The 20,357-nt window shown below is 72.1% G+C and carries 14 protein-coding genes and 1 riboswitch; of the genes, 8 read left to right on the forward strand and 6 right to left on the reverse strand.

Going from position 1 to position 20,357, the window contains the following annotated elements; genetic code table 11:
* Positions 1 to 28: 28 nt before the first annotated feature.
* A complete protein-coding gene (locus AB0C66_RS21680; RefSeq protein ID WP_362440810.1) occupies positions 29 to 1,480 on the reverse strand; it encodes a YibE/F family protein in 1,452 nt (483 codons plus the stop codon).
* A 79-nt stretch (positions 1,481 to 1,559) separates the two neighbouring features.
* Positions 1,560 to 1,676, forward strand: a riboswitch (TPP riboswitch).
* Between AB0C66_RS21680 and thiC the strand changes: the two genes are divergently transcribed.
* The gene (thiC, locus tag AB0C66_RS21685; RefSeq protein WP_362440813.1) at positions 1,669 to 3,435 is read left to right on the forward strand and encodes a phosphomethylpyrimidine synthase ThiC; all 1,767 of its coding nucleotides are present in this window, start codon (positions 1,669 to 1,671) and stop codon (positions 3,433 to 3,435) included. It overlaps the preceding riboswitch by 8 nt.
* Positions 3,436 to 3,522: 87 nt before the next feature.
* Here the strand turns inward: thiC and AB0C66_RS21690 are convergent, their stop codons facing one another.
* Together AB0C66_RS21690 and AB0C66_RS21695 are read right to left on the reverse strand one after the other, a co-directional pair.
* Entirely contained in the window at positions 3,523 to 4,338 is an 816-nt protein-coding gene (locus AB0C66_RS21690; protein ID WP_362440816.1) for a glycosyltransferase family 2 protein, read from the reverse strand.
* Between the two features lie 102 nt (positions 4,339 to 4,440).
* Positions 4,441 to 4,611 (reverse strand): hypothetical protein, encoded by a 171-nt coding sequence (locus AB0C66_RS21695; RefSeq protein WP_362440818.1) that lies wholly within the window; start codon positions 4,609 to 4,611, stop codon positions 4,441 to 4,443.
* 153 nt (positions 4,612 to 4,764) lie between these two features.
* Between AB0C66_RS21695 and AB0C66_RS21700 the strand changes: the two genes are divergently transcribed.
* The gene (locus tag AB0C66_RS21700; RefSeq protein ID WP_362440820.1) at positions 4,765 to 5,484 is read left to right on the forward strand and encodes an SDR family oxidoreductase; all 720 of its coding nucleotides are present in this window, start codon (positions 4,765 to 4,767) and stop codon (positions 5,482 to 5,484) included.
* Positions 5,485 to 5,523: 39 nt separating this feature from the next.
* Here the strand turns inward: AB0C66_RS21700 and AB0C66_RS21705 are convergent, their stop codons facing one another.
* From AB0C66_RS21705 to AB0C66_RS21715, 3 genes are all read right to left on the reverse strand, one after another.
* The gene (locus AB0C66_RS21705; RefSeq protein ID WP_362440823.1) at positions 5,524 to 6,405 is read right to left on the reverse strand and encodes a hypothetical protein; all 882 of its coding nucleotides are present in this window, start codon (positions 6,403 to 6,405) and stop codon (positions 5,524 to 5,526) included.
* Between the two features lie 194 nt (positions 6,406 to 6,599).
* The gene (locus AB0C66_RS21710; RefSeq protein WP_362440826.1) at positions 6,600 to 7,904 is read right to left on the reverse strand and encodes a metallophosphoesterase; all 1,305 of its coding nucleotides are present in this window, start codon (positions 7,902 to 7,904) and stop codon (positions 6,600 to 6,602) included.
* A gap of 231 nt (positions 7,905 to 8,135) precedes the next feature.
* Positions 8,136 to 9,236, reverse strand: a complete 1,101-nt coding sequence (locus tag AB0C66_RS21715; RefSeq protein ID WP_362440829.1) for a LacI family DNA-binding transcriptional regulator — start codon at positions 9,234 to 9,236, stop codon at positions 8,136 to 8,138.
* A gap of 404 nt (positions 9,237 to 9,640) precedes the next feature.
* On the opposite strand from AB0C66_RS21715, the gene hisC reads away from it, so the two are divergent.
* The 6 genes from hisC (at position 9,641) to AB0C66_RS21745 (ending at position 20,349) form a co-directional block, all read left to right on the forward strand.
* A complete protein-coding gene (hisC, locus tag AB0C66_RS21720) occupies positions 9,641 to 10,720 on the forward strand; it encodes a histidinol-phosphate transaminase (RefSeq protein WP_362440832.1) in 1,080 nt (359 codons plus the stop codon).
* Between the two features lie 205 nt (positions 10,721 to 10,925).
* Positions 10,926 to 12,527 (forward strand): cytochrome ubiquinol oxidase subunit I, encoded by a 1,602-nt coding sequence (locus AB0C66_RS21725; RefSeq protein ID WP_362440835.1) that lies wholly within the window; start codon positions 10,926 to 10,928, stop codon positions 12,525 to 12,527.
* Positions 12,528 to 12,552: 25 nt separating this feature from the next.
* Positions 12,553 to 13,560 carry a cytochrome d ubiquinol oxidase subunit II gene (gene cydB, locus AB0C66_RS21730; RefSeq protein ID WP_362440838.1) on the forward strand — a complete coding sequence of 336 codons (1,008 nt, stop codon included), beginning with the start codon at positions 12,553 to 12,555 and terminating at the stop codon, positions 13,558 to 13,560.
* A 24-nt stretch (positions 13,561 to 13,584) separates the two neighbouring features.
* Positions 13,585 to 17,403 carry a thiol reductant ABC exporter subunit CydD gene (gene cydD / locus AB0C66_RS21735; protein WP_362440841.1) on the forward strand — a complete coding sequence of 1,273 codons (3,819 nt, stop codon included), beginning with the start codon at positions 13,585 to 13,587 and terminating at the stop codon, positions 17,401 to 17,403.
* Between the two features lie 207 nt (positions 17,404 to 17,610).
* Positions 17,611 to 19,260, forward strand: a complete 1,650-nt coding sequence (locus AB0C66_RS21740; protein ID WP_362440844.1) for a GAF domain-containing protein — start codon at positions 17,611 to 17,613, stop codon at positions 19,258 to 19,260.
* Between the two features lie 249 nt (positions 19,261 to 19,509).
* On the forward strand, positions 19,510 to 20,349 hold the full coding sequence (locus AB0C66_RS21745) for a hypothetical protein (protein ID WP_362440847.1): 840 nt from the start codon (positions 19,510 to 19,512) through the stop codon (positions 20,347 to 20,349).
* The last annotated feature ends 8 nt before the right edge of the window (positions 20,350 to 20,357 follow it).

Below are 20,357 nucleotides of genomic sequence, written 5' to 3' on the forward strand. Positions count from 1 at the left end.
ATGGCGCCCCCTGGCCGGATGCCGTGGCTCAACGCGCCCGCGCCCGGCGGCGCTTACCGCGTCCGCCCCGGCCGACGCGCGGTCCCGGCTGGCCCGGGACCTCCGCTCCCTCGACGGGCTTCCCGGGCGCCGCCGCGCCCAGCGGTGCGCGGTCCGCGGAGACCACGAGCACGGCCAGTGCCGTGGTCACCGGCACCGAGGCGACGAGCCCGATGCTGCCCACGAGCGTCCGTACGATCTCCTCCGCGACGATCTCGCTCGTCGCCACCGTGCCCACACCGCTGTCCGCGATCGAGAACAGCAGCAGCAGCGGAAGCGACGCGCCCGCGTACGCCAGCACCAGTGTGTTGACGACGGACGCGATGTGGTCCCGCCCGATCCGCATCGCCGACGCGTAGAGCTTCCGCCGACTCGCCGCCGGGTCGGCGTCCCGCAGCTCCCACACCGCCGAGGTCTGGGTGACCGTGACATCGTCCAGCACCCCGAGCGAGCCGATGATCACGCCCGCGAGCAGCAGACCCCTTATCTCGATGTCCGGGTAGAGACCGTGCACCAGACCGGTCTGGTCGTCGGTGTTCCCGGTCAGGCTGGCCCAGCCGATGAACACCGAGCCCAGCACGCCGATCAGCAGCAGCGAGACCAGGGTGCCGAGGACCGCCACGGAGGTTCTCGCCGTCAGCCCGTGGCACATATAGAGCGCGATCAGCATGATCGCGCTGCCCCCGATGACCGCGACCACCAGCGGATTGGAGCCCTGGAGGATCGCCGGGAGGATGAACAGGGTCAGCACCCCGAAGCTGATGGCCAGTGCCACCAGCGCGAAGACCCCGCGCAGCCGTCCGACCGCCACGACGGCGAGCGCGAAGAGCCCGGCGAGCAGCGCCATCGGCATCGACCGGTCCACGTCCGAGACGGAGTACTGGAGGTTTTCGGGCGCCTTGGGCGCGTACGCCAGCTTCAGCTCCTGTCCGGCGCTGAGCTTCCGTGAGGAACTGGGCTGGATGATCTCGGGAAACCGGCGGCCCTTGTCCTTGCCCGAAGTGACCTCGACGGTGGCCTTCTCACAGCGGCCCTTCCCGCCGCCCGCTCCACCGCCGCCGTTCTGTGCCGCGCTGTCCTGACCCGGTTCGGCGGGCTGCCGCGGCTGGGCGCCCACGGCCGCGCAGTTGACCTCCTCGACCTTCACCACCCTTCCGGAGACGGTCTGTTGGTCGAAGCCGAGTCCGCTGCGCTGCCCCGCCGAGTGATCGGGGGTGCCGCCCGGCCAGAGCACGATCAGCCCGGCGGCCACGGCCGCGGCGAAGGGGATGAGCACCGCCGCGATGACCTTGCGGAGGCGGGAGGAGACGGGAGTGGCCGGGCCGTGGGCATGTGAGTGGCCGTGGCCGGCGCCGTGCGCATGGCCCTGGCCGTCGTCGTGGTGATCCGGGGCGGGCGGGCCGTCCCGTCCTGCCTGGGGGTGCTGGGGTGTCGAGGTCACGCCCGCATCATCGCAACTCGCCGTGAGCGGGGTGGGCCCCCTGTTCAGTTCCGCCGGAGACCCGTTAGCGTGGGGGCACCTTTGCAAACGCGGGAGCTCGGAGCACCGGGCTGAGAGGGCGCTGACGCGACAGCTGCGCCGACCGCTGAACCTGTTACCGGGTAATGCCGGCGTAGGGAGTGGGTCTCATGACTCAGCAGGACGCACGCATGCGCGAGAACGCTACCGACATCGGGTGGCATAAGGGATATATCACTGGTTCCCGCCCGGACCTCCAGATCCCGGTCCGCCGAGTGCACCTCACCAATGGCCGCGATGTGACGCTCTACGACACCTCCGGTCCGTACACCGACCCCCAGATCGACACCGATGTCCGCCGCGGACTCGCCCCGCTGCGGCAGAACTGGATCATCGCCCGCGGCGATACCGAGGAGTACGCGGGCCGTCCGGTCCGGCCCGAGGACGACGGGCTCAAACACACCTCGCCCCGGGGCGGGTTGCGCAATCTCGACGCGGTCTTCCCCGGCCGTCCGCGTCAGCCGCGGCGCGGCCGGGACGGCGCCCGGGTGACCCAACTCGGCTATGCCCGGCGGGGCGAGATCACGGCCGAGATGGAGTACGTGGCCGTACGCGAGAACGTCTCCCCGGAGGTCGTCCGGGAGGAGATCGCGGCGGGCCGGGCCGTCCTGCCCGCCAACGTCAATCACCCGGAGATCGAGCCGATGATCATCGGCAAGCGGTTCCTGGTGAAGGTCAACGCCAACATCGGCAACTCCGCGGTGACCTCCTCCATCGAGGAGGAGGTCGAGAAGATGACCTGGGCGACCCGCTGGGGCGCCGACACGGTCATGGACCTGTCCACCGGCCGCAATATCCACACCACCCGTGAGTGGGTGCTGCGCAACTCCCCCGTGCCCATCGGCACCGTGCCGCTCTACCAGGCCCTGGAGAAGGTCGACGGCAAGGCCGAGGAGCTGACCTGGGAGATCTACAAGGACACGGTCGTCGAACAGGCCGAGCAGGGCGTCGACTACATGACGGTGCACGCGGGCGTCCGGCTGCCGTTCGTCCCGCTGACCGCCCGCCGCAAGACCGGCATCGTCTCGCGCGGCGGCTCGATCATGGCGGCCTGGTGTCTGGCCCACCACCAGGAGAGCTTCCTCTACACCCACTTCGAGGAACTCTGCGAGATCCTCGCGGCCTACGACGTCACCTACTCGCTGGGCGACGGACTGCGTCCGGGGTCGATCGCGGACGCCAACGACGAGGCGCAGTTCGCCGAGTTGCGCACGCTCGGTGAGCTCAACCGGATCGCCAAGGAACACGGCGTCCAGACCATGATCGAGGGCCCGGGCCATGTCCCGATGCACAAGATCAAGGAGAATGTCGACCTCCAGCAGGAGATCTGCGACGAGGCGCCCTTCTACACCCTGGGCCCGCTCACCACGGATATCGCCCCCGCCTACGACCACATCACCTCGGGTATCGGCGCGGCGATGATCGCCTGGTGGGGCACGGCGATGCTCTGCTACGTCACCCCCAAGGAGCACCTCGGCCTGCCGGACCGGGACGACGTCAAGACCGGCGTGATCACGTACAAGATCGCCGCGCACGCCGCCGACCTGGCCAAGGGCCATCCGGGCGCCCAGGAGTGGGACGACGCCCTGTCCGACGCCCGCTTCGAGTTCCGCTGGGAGGACCAGTTCAACCTGGCCCTCGACCCGGACACGGCACGCTCCTTCCACGATGAGACCCTCCCGGCCGAACCCGCCAAGACGGCGCACTTCTGCTCGATGTGCGGGCCGAAGTTCTGCTCGATGAAGATCAGCCGCGATATCAGCGAGCGCTTCGGCACCGACGGCGCCTCGAGCGAGGAGATCGAGGAGGGCATGCTCCAGAAGTCCCGCGAGTTCGCCGAAGCGGGCAATCGCGTCTACCTGCCGATCGCGGACTGACCTCCCGGTGACCGGCCGAGCGGTGGAGGCCGTGGCGCCTCCACCGCTCCGTGCGTTGCCGAACCCCGCCGGAGTGGATACCTGGTGTCAGGCGGGCCGGACCTGGTTCCGGAACGGCATCGGCCTGCGGACCGCGGCGAACAACCGGGCCAGGGTGGCCGATCGGCCGCTGTCCGCTGTGTGGGGTGCGAGGGCGTCGACGCCCTCCGTGATCCATCGCTCCCAGTGCGGGCGGTCGCCGGGCGACAGACGACCGTGCGCGACAGCCATGTCGAGGAGGGTCCTGCCGATCTCATGAGCCATGGTGCCGCCGTTGTACCGGAACCGGCTCTCGATGATGTCCAGATGGCAGACGTCCACCGTGCCGCCGGCGAGAGCGATCGAGATGTTGAGAAACGCCTCGACGCCGAAGTCGGCCGGTAGCGGGTGCTGGATGCGCGAAGTCCGGATCGCGCGGAATCCGGTCAGGGAGTTGGCGCCGTGGAAGCCGACTTCGGGAAAGAGCTCAGCGGTGAGGGGCTCATAGATCGTGAACGTCGCGCTCAGTATCGTGCCCGGATGGTCGTACTCGTAGTCGCCGACCACGTGGTCGCCGGTGCCGGACGCCGCCGCTTCGCGGAGCGTGGCCGGTACGTTGATCTTCGACGAGACGAGGTCGGAGTCGAGAAAGCAGACCCACTCGGTCCGTATGTCGGCGAGAGCGGCGTTCATGGCCGCGCCCTTGCCGCGCGGCCCGCGCAGAACCTCCGCCCCGGCCCTGGCCGCCTCCTCCGCGGTGCCGTCGGTCGAAGCGCTGTCGACCACCAGTACGCGGTCCCCGGGCCGTGCGGCGGCGCGTGCCTGCTCCACGATCGTTGCCACGGTGGGCTCTTCGTTGTAGGCGGGTATGACGAAGGTGAACATCGCTTTCCTATCCCCCGAACGGCCTTGCGAAGAGTGAGTGTAGGGGAAAACGATCTTTGCGACGACGCGGAATCTCTCCGGGTGAAGCGGTATCCGCAGCCCTCAAGGACCGTCGTCCATCGAGGACTTCCCGCCTGAGGGCGCGGTGCCGAAGGGCACGTCGACGGCGTAGCGCCAGAAGCCGTCGGGGCCACGGCGGGCCACATCGGTCGCGGTGCCCTCGACGCGGACCTCGGTGCCGTCGGCGGCGATGCCCGCCACGACCCAGTCCACGATCAGGAGGGCCAGGGCGCCGACGGTGTACGTATGGCGGGGGGTGCGGGTACGGGGTCATGCTGGAACCGTGTCCACATCCGCACGCACCGCCGGGCACCCGTGACCGGGCCGGGGGCGACGGCCGGTCGCCCCGAGGAGCGGGTCGCGATCGTGACCGGGGCGGGATCAGGGATCGGACGGGCCACGGCGACCGCGTTCGCGGAGGAGGGTGTGCGGGTGCTGGGGGTCGGACGCCGGGCGGACGCCCTCGCCGAGACCGCGGCGCTGCACCCGGGTATCGCCTCGCATCCCGCCGATGTCACCGCGGACGGCGCCGCCGAGGAGGCCGTCCGCGCCGCGCTGGAGCGCTGGGGCCGACTCGACGTCCTGGTCAACAATGCGGGGGTGGTCGCCGCGATGCCCCTGGGCGAGGTCACCGCGGCCCGGGTGAGCCGGCTGCTGGCCGTCAACGTGGTCGCGCCCAGTGTGCTGGCGGGCGCGGCGCTGCCGTCGCTCCTCGTGGCGCACGGCGCGATCGTCAATGTGTGCAGCACCTTCGGACACCGTCCGCTCGCCGGTGCCGCGCACTACGGCGCCTCCAAGGCCGCGCTCGAACAACTCACCCGGAGCTGGGCCCTGGAGCTGGCGCCCGAGGGCGTCCGGGTCAACGCGGTGGCCGCCGGGCCGACCGAGAGCGAGGCGCTGGCCGCGTCCGGTCTGCCGTTCGCGGTGATCGACCAGATCAAGGCGGACGAGGAGGCCCGTATCCCGCTGGGGCGGCGCGGGGACCCCGCCGAGGTGGCGGGGTGGATCCTGCGGCTCGCCGACCCCGGGGCGGCCTGGCTCACCGGCCAGGTGCTCACGGTCGACGGCGGGCTGGAGCTCACCTGAGGCGAAACCCGGGGCAGCGCCGCCCTGTCACTCGCCCCGTCAGTCGGGCTGGTGCTCCGGGCCGCCGTAATCCGGGCTGGAGTAGTCCGGGCTGCTGTACCGCGGACGAGCCTTGGGACCCTCGTCGTCCGTGCTGAAACCGGGGCGGCTGTAGCCCAGGTGCGGGGTCCGGCCGACCGCTTCCGACCTGCTCGGGACATAGGCTTCGGGCGCCTTGGCCGGGGCCGACGGATTCGCCAGCGCCTCCCGCAGGAACGGCAGCACACCGCGCTCCATCAGGGCCCGCCGCCACACCTCCTTCGCCCGGTCCATCTCCTCCAGCTGCTCACTGCGCGCCCCGCCCCTTATCGCACTGGAGCCGTTGCGCACCGCGGTGAGCAGCAGACCGACCGCGGCGATCAGCATGGCCGCGGCGGTGAGCGCGGCGAAGAACCAGCCCGCGGTGACCATGGGGCGGGCGATGGACGGCGCGGGGTCCAGAACGCTCAGCGCGTAGCCGACGAGCAGGAAGATGACCGCGGCAGCCCCGGCGAGCACCGGGGCCAGCACGGCGAGCATGGCCACCAGCCCCGCCCCCGCGGCGTCCTGCACCGCTCCGGCGAGGCCCGCGGCGGCCTCGTCCCCGCCGTCCGCTTCCCCGGCTTCCTCCGCTCCCTTCGCCGAGCCCGCGACTCCCGCGAGGGGGCGGGCCGGGACGGGTTCGCGCAGCCGGGCACGCGCCTCCACGAAGTCCTGGTACTCCGGCGCCGCGCACGCCGCTATGGCGGTCGAGGCGCCGAGCGCCATCGTGCGCAACTGGTCGGCGGTGAGCCGCCCCGTGCCGGTGAGGTCCGGATGGAGGTCCGCGGTACGCAGCGCCTCGTCGAGAACGCGCTCGAACTCCGGGCGGTCCTCGGTCAGCAGGTGCGGAGCGCTTTTCATGGTGCATCCCCCGATACTCCGTAGGGCCTTGATGCCTGGCTTGCACACCGGGCAGTCGGGCGGAAACGGAGGAGAGCCTGCGACGGATAAGCCCGATGGTAGAGCCGATCCGGCGCGTGGTGACAGCAAGTTTCGCGAATTGCTTCCGCGTCGGTGAAACTCTCTACCTTCCCGCGCAAGCGCTCACTGAACCGTCAGTCCGCCAGCGGAAGTTGCACGACCAGCAGCTTTCCGGCCATGGTGACGCCGCCGTCCATGGCCACGGCGAGCTGGTCGGCGTAGACATGCGGACCCTCGACAACCGGCGCGCCGTTGTCCTCGTCGTCCTCCGAGCCGACCTCGCCGAGCAGATACGGAATCGGGCTGTGGCCGTGGACGATGCGCACTCCGCCGTAGGCGTCGAGCAGTTCACGGACGGCCGGCGGACCGGCGTCCTCGTCCCGGAAGGCGAACCGCTTGGTGAGCTTGCGGAACAGATCCCAGCACTCGTCGGCGTCACCGCGCTGGAGCGTCTCGGTCACGGTGTCGTTGACCGCCTCGATCGAGTCGCCGTAGTCCAGGTACGCGGTCGTGTCGGAGTGGACCAGCAGGTGGCCGTCCTCCTCGGCCATCGCGTCCAGCCGGGAGATCCACTGGAGGTGGTGGTCCTCCAGCCGCTCCATATCGCTGCGCTGGCCGCCGTTGAGCAGCCAGGCGGCCTGGAAGGAGGCAGTGCCCGCACCGGAGTTGACGGGGGTGTCCCCGAACCGTTTGGCGCCGAGCAGCAGCAGCTCGTGATTGCCCATCAGCGCCTTGCAGTAGCCCCCGGCGGCGGCGGCCTCTGCGGAGAGCTGCATGACGAGGTCGATGACCCCGATGCCGTCCGGGCCGCGGTCGGTGAAGTCGCCGAGGAACCACAGCCGGGTGTTGCCCGCGGACCAGTTGCCCTTGGCGTCGATCAGGCCCTCGGCGGCGAGCGCCTCGCGCAGCTCGTCGTAGTAGCCGTGGACATCGCCCACGACATACAGCGGGCCGGGCCCCTCGTCCTCGGCGAGCGGCCCCTCCTCGGGCTCGGGCACCGGGGTGAACGCCACGGTGGGGCGGTCCTGCGGGGGGACCAGCGGGGTGTCCGGGACGGTGTGCCCCGGGCCCATGACGGGCAGCCGCTCGGTCGGGGTGTACTCGCGCGGGGGCGGCGCCTGGGCGGGCGCGGCCGGGGCGGGCGCCGGTGCGGACGGCGCGGGCGCCGGTGCGGACGGCGCGGGCGCCGGGGAGGCGGGCGCGGAAGGTGCCGTGGGCGCCGGTGACTGACCGCGCGGCACACGCGCTTGCGCGACGGGCGCGGACGCCACGGGGGACGGACCTCCCGGTGCCGACGGCACGGGGAACCGGTTCCCCGGCGCGGACGGAACGGGTGCGGGAGGAACCGTGCCGGGCGGCGTGGACGCCCCGTACGCGGGCACGGGCGGATTCGCCGCCGTGTTCCCTGCCGTGGCTTCCAGACCGGCCCCCTGAGTCATCGACCCCTCCACCATCGCGCCGCCGTGCCACCTTGTGGACCTTGCCTGGTCGACGGCGGTCCGCGGTGTCGTCCGCCCATCATAGGAATGACCGTGAGGGCTTGTGACGCACCAGGGGGCTGTCAATTGGCGCTCGATCCTGCTTGGACGGACTTTTATCCCGGATTGGCCCGGTAGGGGAAGTCCATCGGCCCCAGGTGCTGCTCGGGTCATCCTTGAGTCGCTCTCAGATCAGCCTCCAGCGCGGCTGCGCGGCGCGCTGACCGTCGTACGCGGCGGACGGCGCTGTGACGACGCCCGCACCATCAGTTCCGTGGGTATGACCTGCTCCATCGGGTGCTCGGTGTCGACCCCCTCGATGGCGTCGATGAGCAACTGTACGGCGGCGGTGCCGATCCGGCGCGGTTTGAGCGAGAGGGTGGTGACGGGCGGCTCGGTGGTCCGGTAGACCGCCGACTCACTACAGCACACCAGCAGCAGGTCCTCGGGGACGCGCAACCCGTAGCGGCGGGCGGCGGCGAGCAGATCGGTGCCGTTCGGATCGAAGAGGCCGTAGACCGCGTCGGGGCGGTCGGGGCGGGCGAGCAGCCGGTCGGCGGCCACGGCCCCGGCGCAGGGGTCGTGCGCGGGGTACTCCTCGTAGACCGGGTCCTGGCCCACGCGGTCGCACCAGTCCAGGTAGGCGGTGGTGGAGAGCCGGGTGTAGGTGTCGGTGGAGGTCCCGGTGAGCAGTCCGATCCGTCGGGCCCCGGCCTCCGAGAGGTGGTCCAGCAGCCCGAGCACGGCGGCCTCGTGGTCGTTGTCCACCCAGGCGGTGACGGGGAGGGTGCCGGCCGGACGGCCGTCGCTGACCACGGGGATCCCCTGGCGGAGCAGTTCGGTGACGACCGGATCGTGGTCGGAGGGGTCGATCACCACCGTGCCGTCGAGCGCGACGTTGGACCACACATCGTGGCGGGAGGTGGCGGGGAGGATGACGAGGGCGTAGCCGCGGGCGAGCGCGGCGGAGGTGGCGGCCCGCGCCATCTCGGCGAAGTAGGCGAACTCGGTGAAGGTGAAAGGTTCATCCCCGTACGTGGTCACGGTCAGGCCGATGAGGCCGGACTTTCCGGTACGGAGCGTGCGGGCCGCGGCGGACGGGCGGTAGCCCAGCCGCTCGGCGACCTCGCGGACATGGCGGCGGGTGGCATCCGGGAGCCGGCCCTTGCCGTTGAGCGCGTCGGAGACGGTCGTAATCGAGACCCCGGCGGCGGCGGCCACATCCCGGATGCCCGCCCGCCCTAACCGGCGGCCGGTCGACCGGCTCACCTGGTGCTTCCCTGCTGCTGTCATGGCCAGCCGATAGTAGGGCGCGCGTGGGGAGTCTGCGCGAATTCGCCATCGGTATTCAGAAGGCACGTTTCTGCATGAGCGCATTCCTCAATCCCCTTGGAAGTGAAGCCAGTTGAGGGATTCGGGGGATTTCTCATCGCCTCTGGCATATCCACGCCTGCTGATTGGTCCATGTCTCGAAGAGGTCTCAACTCACCTTCACGGGTGACGCGCGCCACGGCGCTCGCCACCGGCGCACATCAGAAAACGGGGCGCTCCCCCCGTTAGCCACGCGGGCTCGGACGGCGGGTACGCGGGCCGCTCCGGCGGCTACGCCTGGCGGGGGAATCCTCATAAGGTGTGCAGTATTGCCGTGCGCGCCGCTGTGCACGGAACGCGACGGGATGGGTCGAGGAGGACTGTCGGTGACCGAGAAGAGCCCCAAGCTGCGCGCCGCGCTGGATGACGTTCCGACGTACAAGCCCGGCAAGCCGGCTGCCGCGGGCGGTCCGCGCGCGTTCAAGCTGTCCTCCAACGAGAACCCCTATCCACCGCTGGCCGGGGTGCTGGAGTCCGCGGCCGACGCCGCCGCCTCGTTCAACCGCTACCCCGACCTGGCGTGCACCGCCTTGATGGCCGAGCTGGCGAGCCGCTTCGACGTACCGCTGGAGCATCTGGCCACCGGGACCGGCTCGGTCGGGGTTGCCCAGCAGCTGGTCCAGTCCACGGCCGGACCGGGCGACGAGGTCATCTACGCCTGGCGGTCCTTCGAGGCATATCCGATCATCACGCAGATCGCGGGGGCGACCTCGGTACGGGTTCCGCTGACCGAGGCCGAGGAGCACGATCTGGACGCGATGGCGGAGGCGATCACCGACCGCACCCGGCTGATTTTCGTCTGTAACCCCAACAACCCGACCAGCACCGTGATCCGCCGGGCCGAGCTGGAGCGCTTCCTGGACCGGGTGCCGTCCGATGTGCTCGTGGTGCTGGACGAGGCGTACATCGAGTTCATCCGGGACGACCGGGTGCCGAACGGTATCGAGCTCTACCGGGACCGGCCCAATGTGTGCGTGCTGCGCACCTTCTCCAAGGCGTACGGCCTGGCCGGGCTGCGGGTGGGCTTCGCGATCGCGCATGAGCCGGTCGCGGCGGCGCTGCGCAAGACGGCGGTCCCCTTCGGCGTCAGCCAGCTCGCCCAGGACGCGGCGGTGGCCTCGCTGCGCAGCGAGGACGCACTGCGCGAGCGGGTGGAGGCGCTGGTTGCCGAGCGCGCGCGGGTGCGGGAGGCGCTGATCGGCCAGGGCTGGACAGTCCCGGACTCGCAGGCGAACTTCGTCTGGCTGCGGCTGGGGGAGCGGACGGCCGACTTCGCGGCGGCGTGCGAGTCGGCGGGTGTGGTGGTGCGGCCGTTCCCGGGTGAGGGGATGCGCGCGACCATCGGCGAGCAGGAAGCCAACGACATCTTCCTGAAGGTCGCCGAGCGGTTCCGCAAGGAGCTCTGAACCCGGCGGTCCGGACCCCCGGACCCGCGCTGTCAAGGGACCCACCGGCCCTTCGCCGAAGCGCGGAGGATACCCATACGTACCCCCTTCGCCCCCTACCACCCCCAGGTGGGAGGGGGCGAAGTCATGTGCGTATGATGCTTGTGAATGTGAATACGTTCACAAGCTCCCCAGGGGAGCGGCAAGACCGTAAGGAGAGATCCACGTGAATCTGGCTCTGGCGCCGGAGACGCTCGCGCGATGGCAGTTCGGAATCACCACCGTCTACCACTTCCTCTTCGTCCCACTGACGATCTCTCTCGCCGCGATCACCGCCGGTCTGGAAACCGCCTGGGTCCGTACGGGCAAGGAGAAGTACTTCCACGCCACCAAGTTCTGGGGCAAGCTCTTCTTGATCAACATCGCGATGGGGGTCGTCACCGGCATCGTGCAGGAGTTCCAGTTCGGTATGAACTGGTCCGACTACTCGCGCTTCGTCGGCGATGTCTTCGGTGCCCCGCTGGCGATGGAGGCGCTGCTCGCCTTCTTCTTCGAGTCCACCTTCATCGGGCTGTGGATCTTCGGCTGGGACAAGCTGCCGAAGAAGATCCACTGCGCCTGTATCTGGATCGTCTCGCTCGGCACGGTGCTGTCCTCGTACTTCATCCTGGCCGCCAACTCCTGGATGCAGCATCCGACCGGCTACACGATCGACAAGGCCACCGGAAAGGCGCAGCTCACCGACATCTGGGCGGTGCTCACCCAGAACACCACCCTGGTCGTGGTCTTCCACACCCTCACCGCGGCCTTCCTCACCGGTGGCGCCTTCGTGGTCGGAATCGCCTCCTTCCACCTGTGGCGGGCCAAGCGCGCCGCACTGCGCGGGGAGGAGCTGGGCGCGAAGCGCACCCAGCAGATCGGCGCCATGCGGAGCTCGCTGCGGGTGGGTCTGGTGGTCGCCGTCATCGCCGGGCTCGGTACGGCGATCAGCGGTGACCAGCTCGGCAAGGTGATGTTCGAGCAGCAGCCGATGAAGATGGCCGCGGCCGAGGCGCTATGGGAGACCCAGGCGCCCGCCCCCTTCTCGGTCTTCGCCGTCGGCGACGTCGGCAAGGGGCACAACAGCGTGGAGCTGGAGGTGCCCGGGCTGCTCTCCTTCCTCTCGCACAGCAACTTCACCGACGCCGTGCCCGGGATCAACGACATCGCCCGCCAGGAGGCCGCCGCCTACGGCGGTGCGCCCGAGGACTACATCCCCAGCATCTTCATGACCTTCTGGGGCTTCCGGCTGATGATCGGCTTCGGGATGACCTCGTTCGCCGCCGGGCTGATCGGACTGTGGACCACCCGCCGCAAGCGATGGCTGGACCCCGCCTTCCGCACCGGCGAGTACGAGGTGCCGCGGCTGATGCTCACCAGGAAGCGCGAGATGAGCCCGCTGTTCACCACCTGGTCCTGGCGGATCGGCATCCTCACCATGGGCTTCCCGCTGATCGCCAACTCCTTCGGCTGGATCTTCACCGAGATGGGCCGCCAGCCCTGGGCGGTCTACGGACTGATGAAGACCTCCGACGCGGTCTCCCCCGGCGTCAGCCAGACCGAGGTGCTGATCTCGCTGGGCGTCTTCACCCTGCTCTACGGGGTGCTCGCGGTGGTCGAGATACGGCTGCTCGCCAAGTACGCCAAGGCCGGGCCGGACACCGACGAGAAGCCGCCCGCGAAGGACCCCAGGCTCCGGTGGCCCTCCGGCGGGCCGGGCGGCGGAGCCGGGGCCGCTGACGCCGAGGCGGCCGCCGAGGCCGACAAGCCGCTGACCTTCGCGTACTGACGCGCACTGACGGCCGGAGAGACTCATGCACCTTCACGACTTCTGGTTCCTGCTGATCGCCTTCCTGTGGACCGGCTACTTCTTCCTCGAGGGCTTCGACTTCGGTATCGGTGTGCTGACCAAGCTGCTGGCGCGCGACCGTACCGAGCGCCGGGTGCTGATCAACACCATCGGCCCGGTCTGGGACGGCAACGAGGTGTGGCTGATCACCGCGGGCGCGGCGACCTTCGCCGCCTTCCCCGACTGGTACGCCACGCTGTTCAGCGGCTTCTATCTGCCGCTGCTGGCCGTTCTGGTCTGTCTGATCCTGCGCGGTGTCGCCTTCGAGTACCGACACAAGCGGCCCGAGGAGCGCTGGCAGCGCAACTGGGAAAACGCGATCTTCTGGTGTTCGCTGCTGCCCGCGTTCCTCTGGGGCGCCATCTTCGCCAATCTGGTGCGCGGGGTGCCGATCGGCGCGGACAAGAACTTCACCGGCGGTCTTTCGGATCTGGTCTCCCCGTACGCCCTGCTCGGCGGGGTGGTGACACTGGTGCTCTTCACCTTCCACGGCGCCGTCTTCGCCGCGCTCAAGACGACCGGTGATATCCGGGGGAGGGCGCGGCGCGCGGCGGGCCGGCTCGGACTGGCCACCGCCGCGGCCGCCCTGCCGTTCCTGATCTGGACCCAGCACCACAGTGGCAGCGGGCGCAGCCTGGTGGCGGTGGTGATCGCGGTCCTGGCGCTGGCCGTGGCGCTGGTCATGAACCAACTGGGGCGTGAGGGCTGGGCGTTCGCCCTGTCCGGGGTGGTTGTCGCGGCGGCGGTGGCCGCGCTCTTCCTCGCGCTCTTCCCGGATGTCATGCCGTCCTCGCTCGATCCGCGGTGGAGTCTGACGGCGGCCAACGCGGCCTCCAGCCCCTACACGCTGAAGATCATGACGTGGGTCGCGGTCATCATGACGCCGCTGATCATGGCGTACCAGGCGTGGACGTACTGGGTGTTCCGTCAGCGCATCGGTACCCAGCACATCCCCGAGCCGAGTGCTCACTGAGTCTCGCGGGAGGCGGTGTTTCACGTGAAACCAATCGATCCCCGGCTGCTGCGGTACGCGCGGGCCACCCGGTTCTTCCTCGCCGCGTCGGTGGCGCTGGGGCTGGTGGGCGCGGGTCTGGTGATCGCCCAGGCGATGCTGATCGCCGAGGTGGTGGTCGGCGGCTTCCAGCACGGCGAGGGCGTGGACGCGCTCATGCGCCCGCTGATTCTGCTGGCCCTGGTCGCCGTCGGCCGGGCGGTCGTCTCCTGGCTCACCGAGCTGACCGCCCACCGCGCGAGCGCGGCGGTCAAGTCGGAGCTGCGGCTGCGGCTGCTGGACCGGGCGGTCCGGCTGGGGCCGGGCTGGCTGGACTCCCGGCGGACCGGTGAGCTGACCACCCTGGCCACCCGTGGGATCGACGCGCTCGACGACTACTTCGCACGCTATCTGCCGCAGTTGGGGCTCGCGGTGGTGGTGCCGGTGGCGGTGCTCGCCCGTATCGTCACCGCCGACTGGATCTCCGCTCTGGTCATCGTGGTGACCCTGCCGCTGATCCCGCTCTTCATGGTGCTCATCGGCTGGGCCACCCAAGGGCGGATGGACCGTCAGTGGCGGCTGCTGTCCCAGCTCTCCGGGCATTTCCTCGATGTGGTCGCCGGACTGCCGACGCTCAAGGTGTTCGGGCGGGCCAAGGCCCAGGCCGAGTCGATCCGCGCGATCACGGCCGACTACCGGCGGGCCACCCTGAAGACCCTGCGGCTGGCCTTCCTCTCCTCCTTCGCCCTGGAACTGCTCTCCACCGTCTCGGTCGCGCTGGTCGCGGTCGGCATCGGAATGCGGCTCGTCCACGGCGAGATGGACCTCTACACCGGGCTGATGGTGCTGGTGCTGGCGCCCGAGGCGTATCTGCCGCTGCGTCAGGTGGGTGCCCAGTACCACGCCGCCGCGGAGGGACTCTCCGCGGCGGACGAGGTGTTCGCGGTACTGGAGCGCCAACCGTCGGTCACGGGGACTGCGGTGGCTCCCGACGCCTGGGAGGCCGCGCTCACCGTCGACGGGCTGGTGGTCCGTCACCCCGGGCGCGGTGAACCGTCCCTGGCCGCGACGTCGTTCGAGCTCCGGCCCGGTGAGACGGTGGCTGTCGTCGGCCCCAGCGGCGTCGGGAAGACCACACTGCTGAACGCCGTGCTCGGCTTCGCGGAGCCTGCCTCGGGCCGGATCCTGCTCGGTGGGCGGGATCTGGTGTCGCTCGACCCGGAGAGCTGGCGGCGGCAGATCGCCTGGGTGCCCCAGCGGCCGTACCTCTTCGCCGGGACGATCGCCGAGAACGTCCGGCTGGCCCGGCCGGACGCCGATGACGAGGCCGTACGGGCCGCCCTGCGGGACGCGGGCGCGCTCGGGTTCGTCTCCGCGCTGCCGGAGGGGACCGCGACCCGCCTCGGTGAACTGGGCGCGGGACTGTCCGCCGGGCAGCGGCAACGGATCGCGCTGGCGCGGGCGTTCCTGGCCGACCGGCCGGTGCTGCTGCTGGACGAGCCGACCGCGAACCTGGACGGCGGGACGGAGGCGGCGGTCGTCGACGCGGTCCGGCGGCTGGCCGTCGGCCGCACCGTACTGATGGTGGTGCACCGCCCGGCGCTGCTGCCGCTGGCCGACCGGGTGCTGAGGCTTCCGGGCGCGGAGCGGATGTCCGACGACCGGGGTGGGGGTGCGCGCGGCGGCCCGCTCGCCCTGCCGCGGCGCGCCCCCGGCGACGGGACGGGCGATGCGCTCGGGGCCGGTGGGAGCGATGTCGAGGGTGCCGTATCCGCTGTGCGGAAGGGCGGGCATCCGCGTCCCGAGGCGCACTTGGCGGCGGTCGCCGGGGCCTCCACCGCCTCCGGCGACGGGACGGGCGATGCGCTCGGGGCCGGTGGGAGCGATGTCGATGGCGTCGGAGGAGCCGTATCCGCCGCACGGGCGGCCGCCGAGGCGCGCTTGGTGGCGGACGGCGCGCGACCGGCACGGGGGACTGCGAACGGGGCCGGGGCCACAGTGGCGTACCCGTCGGCGGCGGGAGTCGTCGGGTCTGGTGCGCTCGCCCGTGTGCGGGGGACCGCGCGCGGCGGGCGCGGGCGGTTCGCGCTCGCGCTGCTGCTCGGCAGCCTGGCCCTGGCCAGCGCCGTGGGGCTGATGGCCGTCTCCGGCTGGCTCATCTCGCGCGCCGCCCAGCAGCCGCCCGTGCTCTATCTGATGGTGGCGGTGACCGCGACCCGGACCTTCGGGATCGCCCGCGCCGTCTTCCGCTACGCCGAGCGCCTGGTCTCGCACGACGCCGTACTGCGGGTGCTGGCCGATCTGCGGGTCGCCGTCTATCGGAGGTTGGAGCGGCTGGCGCCCGCCGGGCTCGGCCGGGTCCGGCGCGGCGATCTGCTCTCCCGGCTGGTGGCCGATGTGGACGCCGTTCAGGACTACTTCCTGCGCTGGCTGCTCCCCGTCGCCACCGCCGTGACGGTGGCTGCGGCCTCGGTCGGGTTCACCGCGTGGGTGCTGCCCGAAGCGGGGGCCGCCCTGGCGGCCGGGCTGCTGGTGGCCGGGGCCGGAGTGCCCCTGCTGTCCGGGGCCGTCGCCCGGCGGTCGGAACGGCGGCTGGCACCGGCCCGCGGCGCGCTGTCCGCCGAGACCGTGGATCTGCTCGCGGGAACCGCGGAGTTGACGGTCGCGGGCGCACTGCCGCGCCGTCTGGACGAGGTGCGGCGGACCGACGGGGCGCTGACCCGGATCGCCCGGCGCGGTGCGGCCGCCACCGGTGTGGGCGCCGGGCTCTCGGCGCTGGCCTGCGGGCTGACCGTCGCCGGCGCGGCATGGGCCGGGGTGGCGGCCGTGGCGGACGGACGGATCCACGGGGTGTGGCTGGCCGCCGTCGTCCTCACCCCGCTCGCCGCCTTCGAGGCGGTCGCGGGACTGCCGCTCGCGGTGCGGCACCGGCAGCGGACGCGGCGGGCCGCGGAGCGGATCTACGAGGTGATGGACGCGCCGCCGCCGGTGCGGGAGCCGGACGAGGGGGCCCGGGAGGAGGCGCCGGACGCGCCGTTCCCCCTGGTGCTGCGCGGGGTCACCGCCCGCCACCCGGGGCGGCCGACGCCCGCTCTGGACGGCTTCGACCTGGAGCTGGCCCCGGGCCGCCGGATCGCCGTCGTCGGCCCGTCCGGCGCGGGCAAGACCACCCTGGCCCAGGTGCTGCTGCGCTTCCTGGACACCGAAGGCGGTACGTACACCCTGGCGGGCCGGGATGCCAGGGCCCTGGACGGGGACGCGGTACGGCGGCTGGTCGGGCTCTGTGCCCAGGACGCGCACGTCTTCGACAGCTCGCTGCGGGAGAACCTGCGGCTGGCCCGTCCCGGCGCGGACGATGACGAGCTGCGCGCCGCGCTGGCCGTGGCCCGGCTGCTGGAGTGGGTCGATGGGCTGCCGGACGGTCTGGACACGATGGCCGGTGAGCTGGGCGCCCGGCTCTCCGGCGGCCAGCGGCAGCGGCTGGCCCTGGCCCGTGCGCTGCTGGCGGACTTCCCGGTGCTGGTGCTGGATGAGCCCGCGGAGCACCTGGACCTGCCGACGGCCGACGCCCTGACCGCCGATCTGCTCTCCGCGACCCGCGGCCGGACCACGGTGCTGATCACCCACCGGCTGACGGGGCTGGAGGCGGTCGACGAGGTGATCGTGCTGGACGGCGGCCGGGCCGTGCAGCGCGGTGCCCCCCAGGAGCTGGCCGCCGCCGATGGCCCCTTCCGCCGTCTGCTGGACCGCGAGACCGTGGAGGCCCGGCTGAGCGCGCGTACCGGGGCCGGGACGCCGCGGGAGCCGGTGGTCAGCGGCGTCTGACCGCGCCGGGCAGCGGAGCGCCCGCTGCCGCCCCGGCGCCCTAGCCGCCGGGCCGGGCACCCGGCGCCCCCCCACGTCGAGCAGACGGTTTCCGCGCGGCGGAGCGGCATCGTCCGGCACGGCGGAGGAACCACCGGTCGGTGTGCCGGGCCGCAAGGCTCCGCCCGCCCGGCGGCAGGGCCCGGCGGCATTCATTACGCTCGATGCATGGTGGCCGCTGCCCCTACTCCGGACCCCCTGGCAGTCGCCGCGGAGGCGACCCGCGGGTTGCGGGGGCTGTCCACCGAGCTGACCGCGCGGCTGCCGCGGCTGCTGGAGGCGATGCGCTCCATCGGCACCGGGCTGGAGCTGCGCACCGTGCTGGACCGGATCGCGGAGACCGCCGCCGAGCTGGCGGGGGCGCGCTGTGCCGTGATCGGGGTGACCGACGCCGCGGGCCAGGGGCTGGCCGGAGTGGTGAGCTACGGCGCCACCGAGGCGGACCGGGAGCGGTGCGGGGCGCTGTTCGCGGGGCTGCCGCCGGGGGCGCATCCGGCCGGGTTCCTGCTGGACCATCCGCTGCCGCACGCGTTCATCGGGGTGCCGATCCGGGTCGGCGAGGAGACCTTCGGCCATCTCTGCCTCGCCGAGAAGCGGGACGGCGGCGAGTTCACGGTCTCCGACCTGAACATGGTCAAGGTGCTGGCGACCGAGGCCGGGATCGCGATCGGCAACACCCGATTCCACGAGGCCACCCGACAGCGCGAGCGGTGGATCGAGGGCTCGGTGGCGGTCACCCACTCCTTGCTCTCCGGCGATGCCGAGAACGCCTTGGCCGTCGTCGCCGAGAAGGCCCGGCAACTCGCCCGGTCGGCGGCGGGGGTGGTGCTGCTCCCCGAGGCGTCCGGAGGGCTGCGGATCGTCGCGGCGGACGCGGATGATCCGTCGGCGCTGCTCGGCACCGTCCTGGCGGCCCGCTCCCCGGCCGTACCGCGGCTGCTGGCCGGGAAGCCGGTGTTCCTCGACGACCCGGGCGCCCGGCCGCGGCTGATCACGGGGGTCCTCGGCCGCTACGGACCGAGCATGATGCTGCCGCTGAGCAGCGGGGACCGGGTGCTGGGGGTGCTGGCCACCCCACGGGCGCCCGGCGCCCGTCCGTTCGGCGCCGCCGAGCGCACCCTCGCCGTGCAGTTCGCGGCGCAGGCCGCGGTGGCGCTGGTGCTCGCAGAGGCGCAGCGGGACCGCGAGCGGGTCGCGGTGCTGGAGGAGCGCGACCGGATCGCGAGGGACCTCCATGACCTCGTCATCCAGCGGCTGTTCGCGACCGGGATGACGCTGGAGAGCGCCCAGCGCCGGTCCGATGTGCCGGAGGTGCGGGAGCAGATCGAGCGGGCCGTGGTGGAGTTGGGCACGGCCATCCAGGAGGTACGCACGGCGATCTTCACGCTGCGGCAGGGCCCGGCGCAGACCCCGGCCGGGCTGCGCGCCCGGGTGCTGCGGGAGGTGGGGGCGGCCGCGGTGCCGCTGGGCTTCCAGCCGTCGCTGAGTTTTGTGGGCGCGGTCGACGTACGGGTCGGCGAACCGGCCGGGGCGAATCTGATCGCGGCGCTGCGCGAGGCGCTGTCCAACGCCGTTCGGCACGCTCGGGCGGGGCGCGTCGAGGTGGTCGTGGACGCGACCGCGCGGCTTCCGAGGGGGCGGGCCGGCGTACGGCTGACGGTCGCGGACGACGGGGTGGGCGTTCCGGCGGGCGGACGGCGGAGCGGTCTGGCCAACTTGGCCCGCCGGGCCGAGTCGTTGGGCGGGGCCAGCAGATGGGGACCGGGGCTCGGCGAGGGCGGCCGGGGCACGGCGGTGGTGTGGGAGGTCCCCCTCTGACCGCCACAGCCGCCGTGGTCTTTCGTGACCGCCGGGGCGCCGTAGCGGCATCGGCGGTGCGGATCGGTAGCCCGGACAGCGGAACTCCTCACCTGCCAGGCGCAACTACCGCTCCGTCAGAATGCGGCGCTCCGGGACCGGCGATGGGATGGGCTCGCGGGCCGTCCGGTCCTCACCTCACCCACGCACTCCGTGACAGCCGACGGCCGCCTGTGCTGTCGGCTGGGCGCGGGGAAGGAAGTCATAGACGTGAAGAGTCAGAGCTCAACTCCCCTGCGTTCCCGTACCTGTCGTCGGGTCCTCTTCGCCACCGCCTCCGTGGCGCTCGCCGTCTCCGGCCTGGCCCTGGCGCCCGCCGCACAGGCCGAAGACGGTACGAGCACCGGTCATCCCAAGCCGCCGAGGCCGCCCGCCGATGTCAGCGGCGTGCAGGAGTTCACCGAGGACGGGACGTTCACCGCGCCCCGCGGCGTCACCTCGATCCACGTTCAGGCATGGGGCGCGGGGGGCGGTGGCGGCGGCGGTGGCGGCGGTGCCAGCGCCACGCTGACCGGGACCGGCGGCACCGGCGGTGGCGGCGGCTCCGGCGGCTTCACCTGGTGCGTCGTGGATGTCCAGCCCGGCCACACCTACGACGTGGACCTCGGTGACGGTGGGGCCGCGGGTACCGCCGGCCCCGGTGGTCCCGCGGGTGGCAATCCCGGAGGGGCCGGCGGCACGGGCGGCACCGGTGGAGCGACCTCCCTGACCGACAGCGGCGGGGACCTCCTGCTCGCCTCCACGGGCGGCACGGGCGGCGGTGGCGGTGGCGGCGGCACGGCCGCCCCGGGAATCCCGGGCGTCAGCGGTGCGGGCGGCGCCGGTGCCTGCGACAGCCTCTCCGCGGTGAACCGCGAGGGCGAGGACGGCGCGAGCGGCGCCGATGGCGGCGAGGGCGGCGACGCGGTCGACGGCATCGTGGAGCTGCCCCCGACGAACACCAGCGCCGGTGGCGACGGCGGCACGGGCGGCCCCGGCGGCAACACCCCCGGCTCCAGCGGTACCGCGGGTGACGCGGGCGGCAACGGCTACATGGTCATGTTCTGGTAGTCGGGACC

Source organism: Streptomyces sp. NPDC048636, assembly GCF_040650655.1.
Lineage (GTDB): Bacteria > Actinomycetota > Actinomycetes > Streptomycetales > Streptomycetaceae > Streptomyces.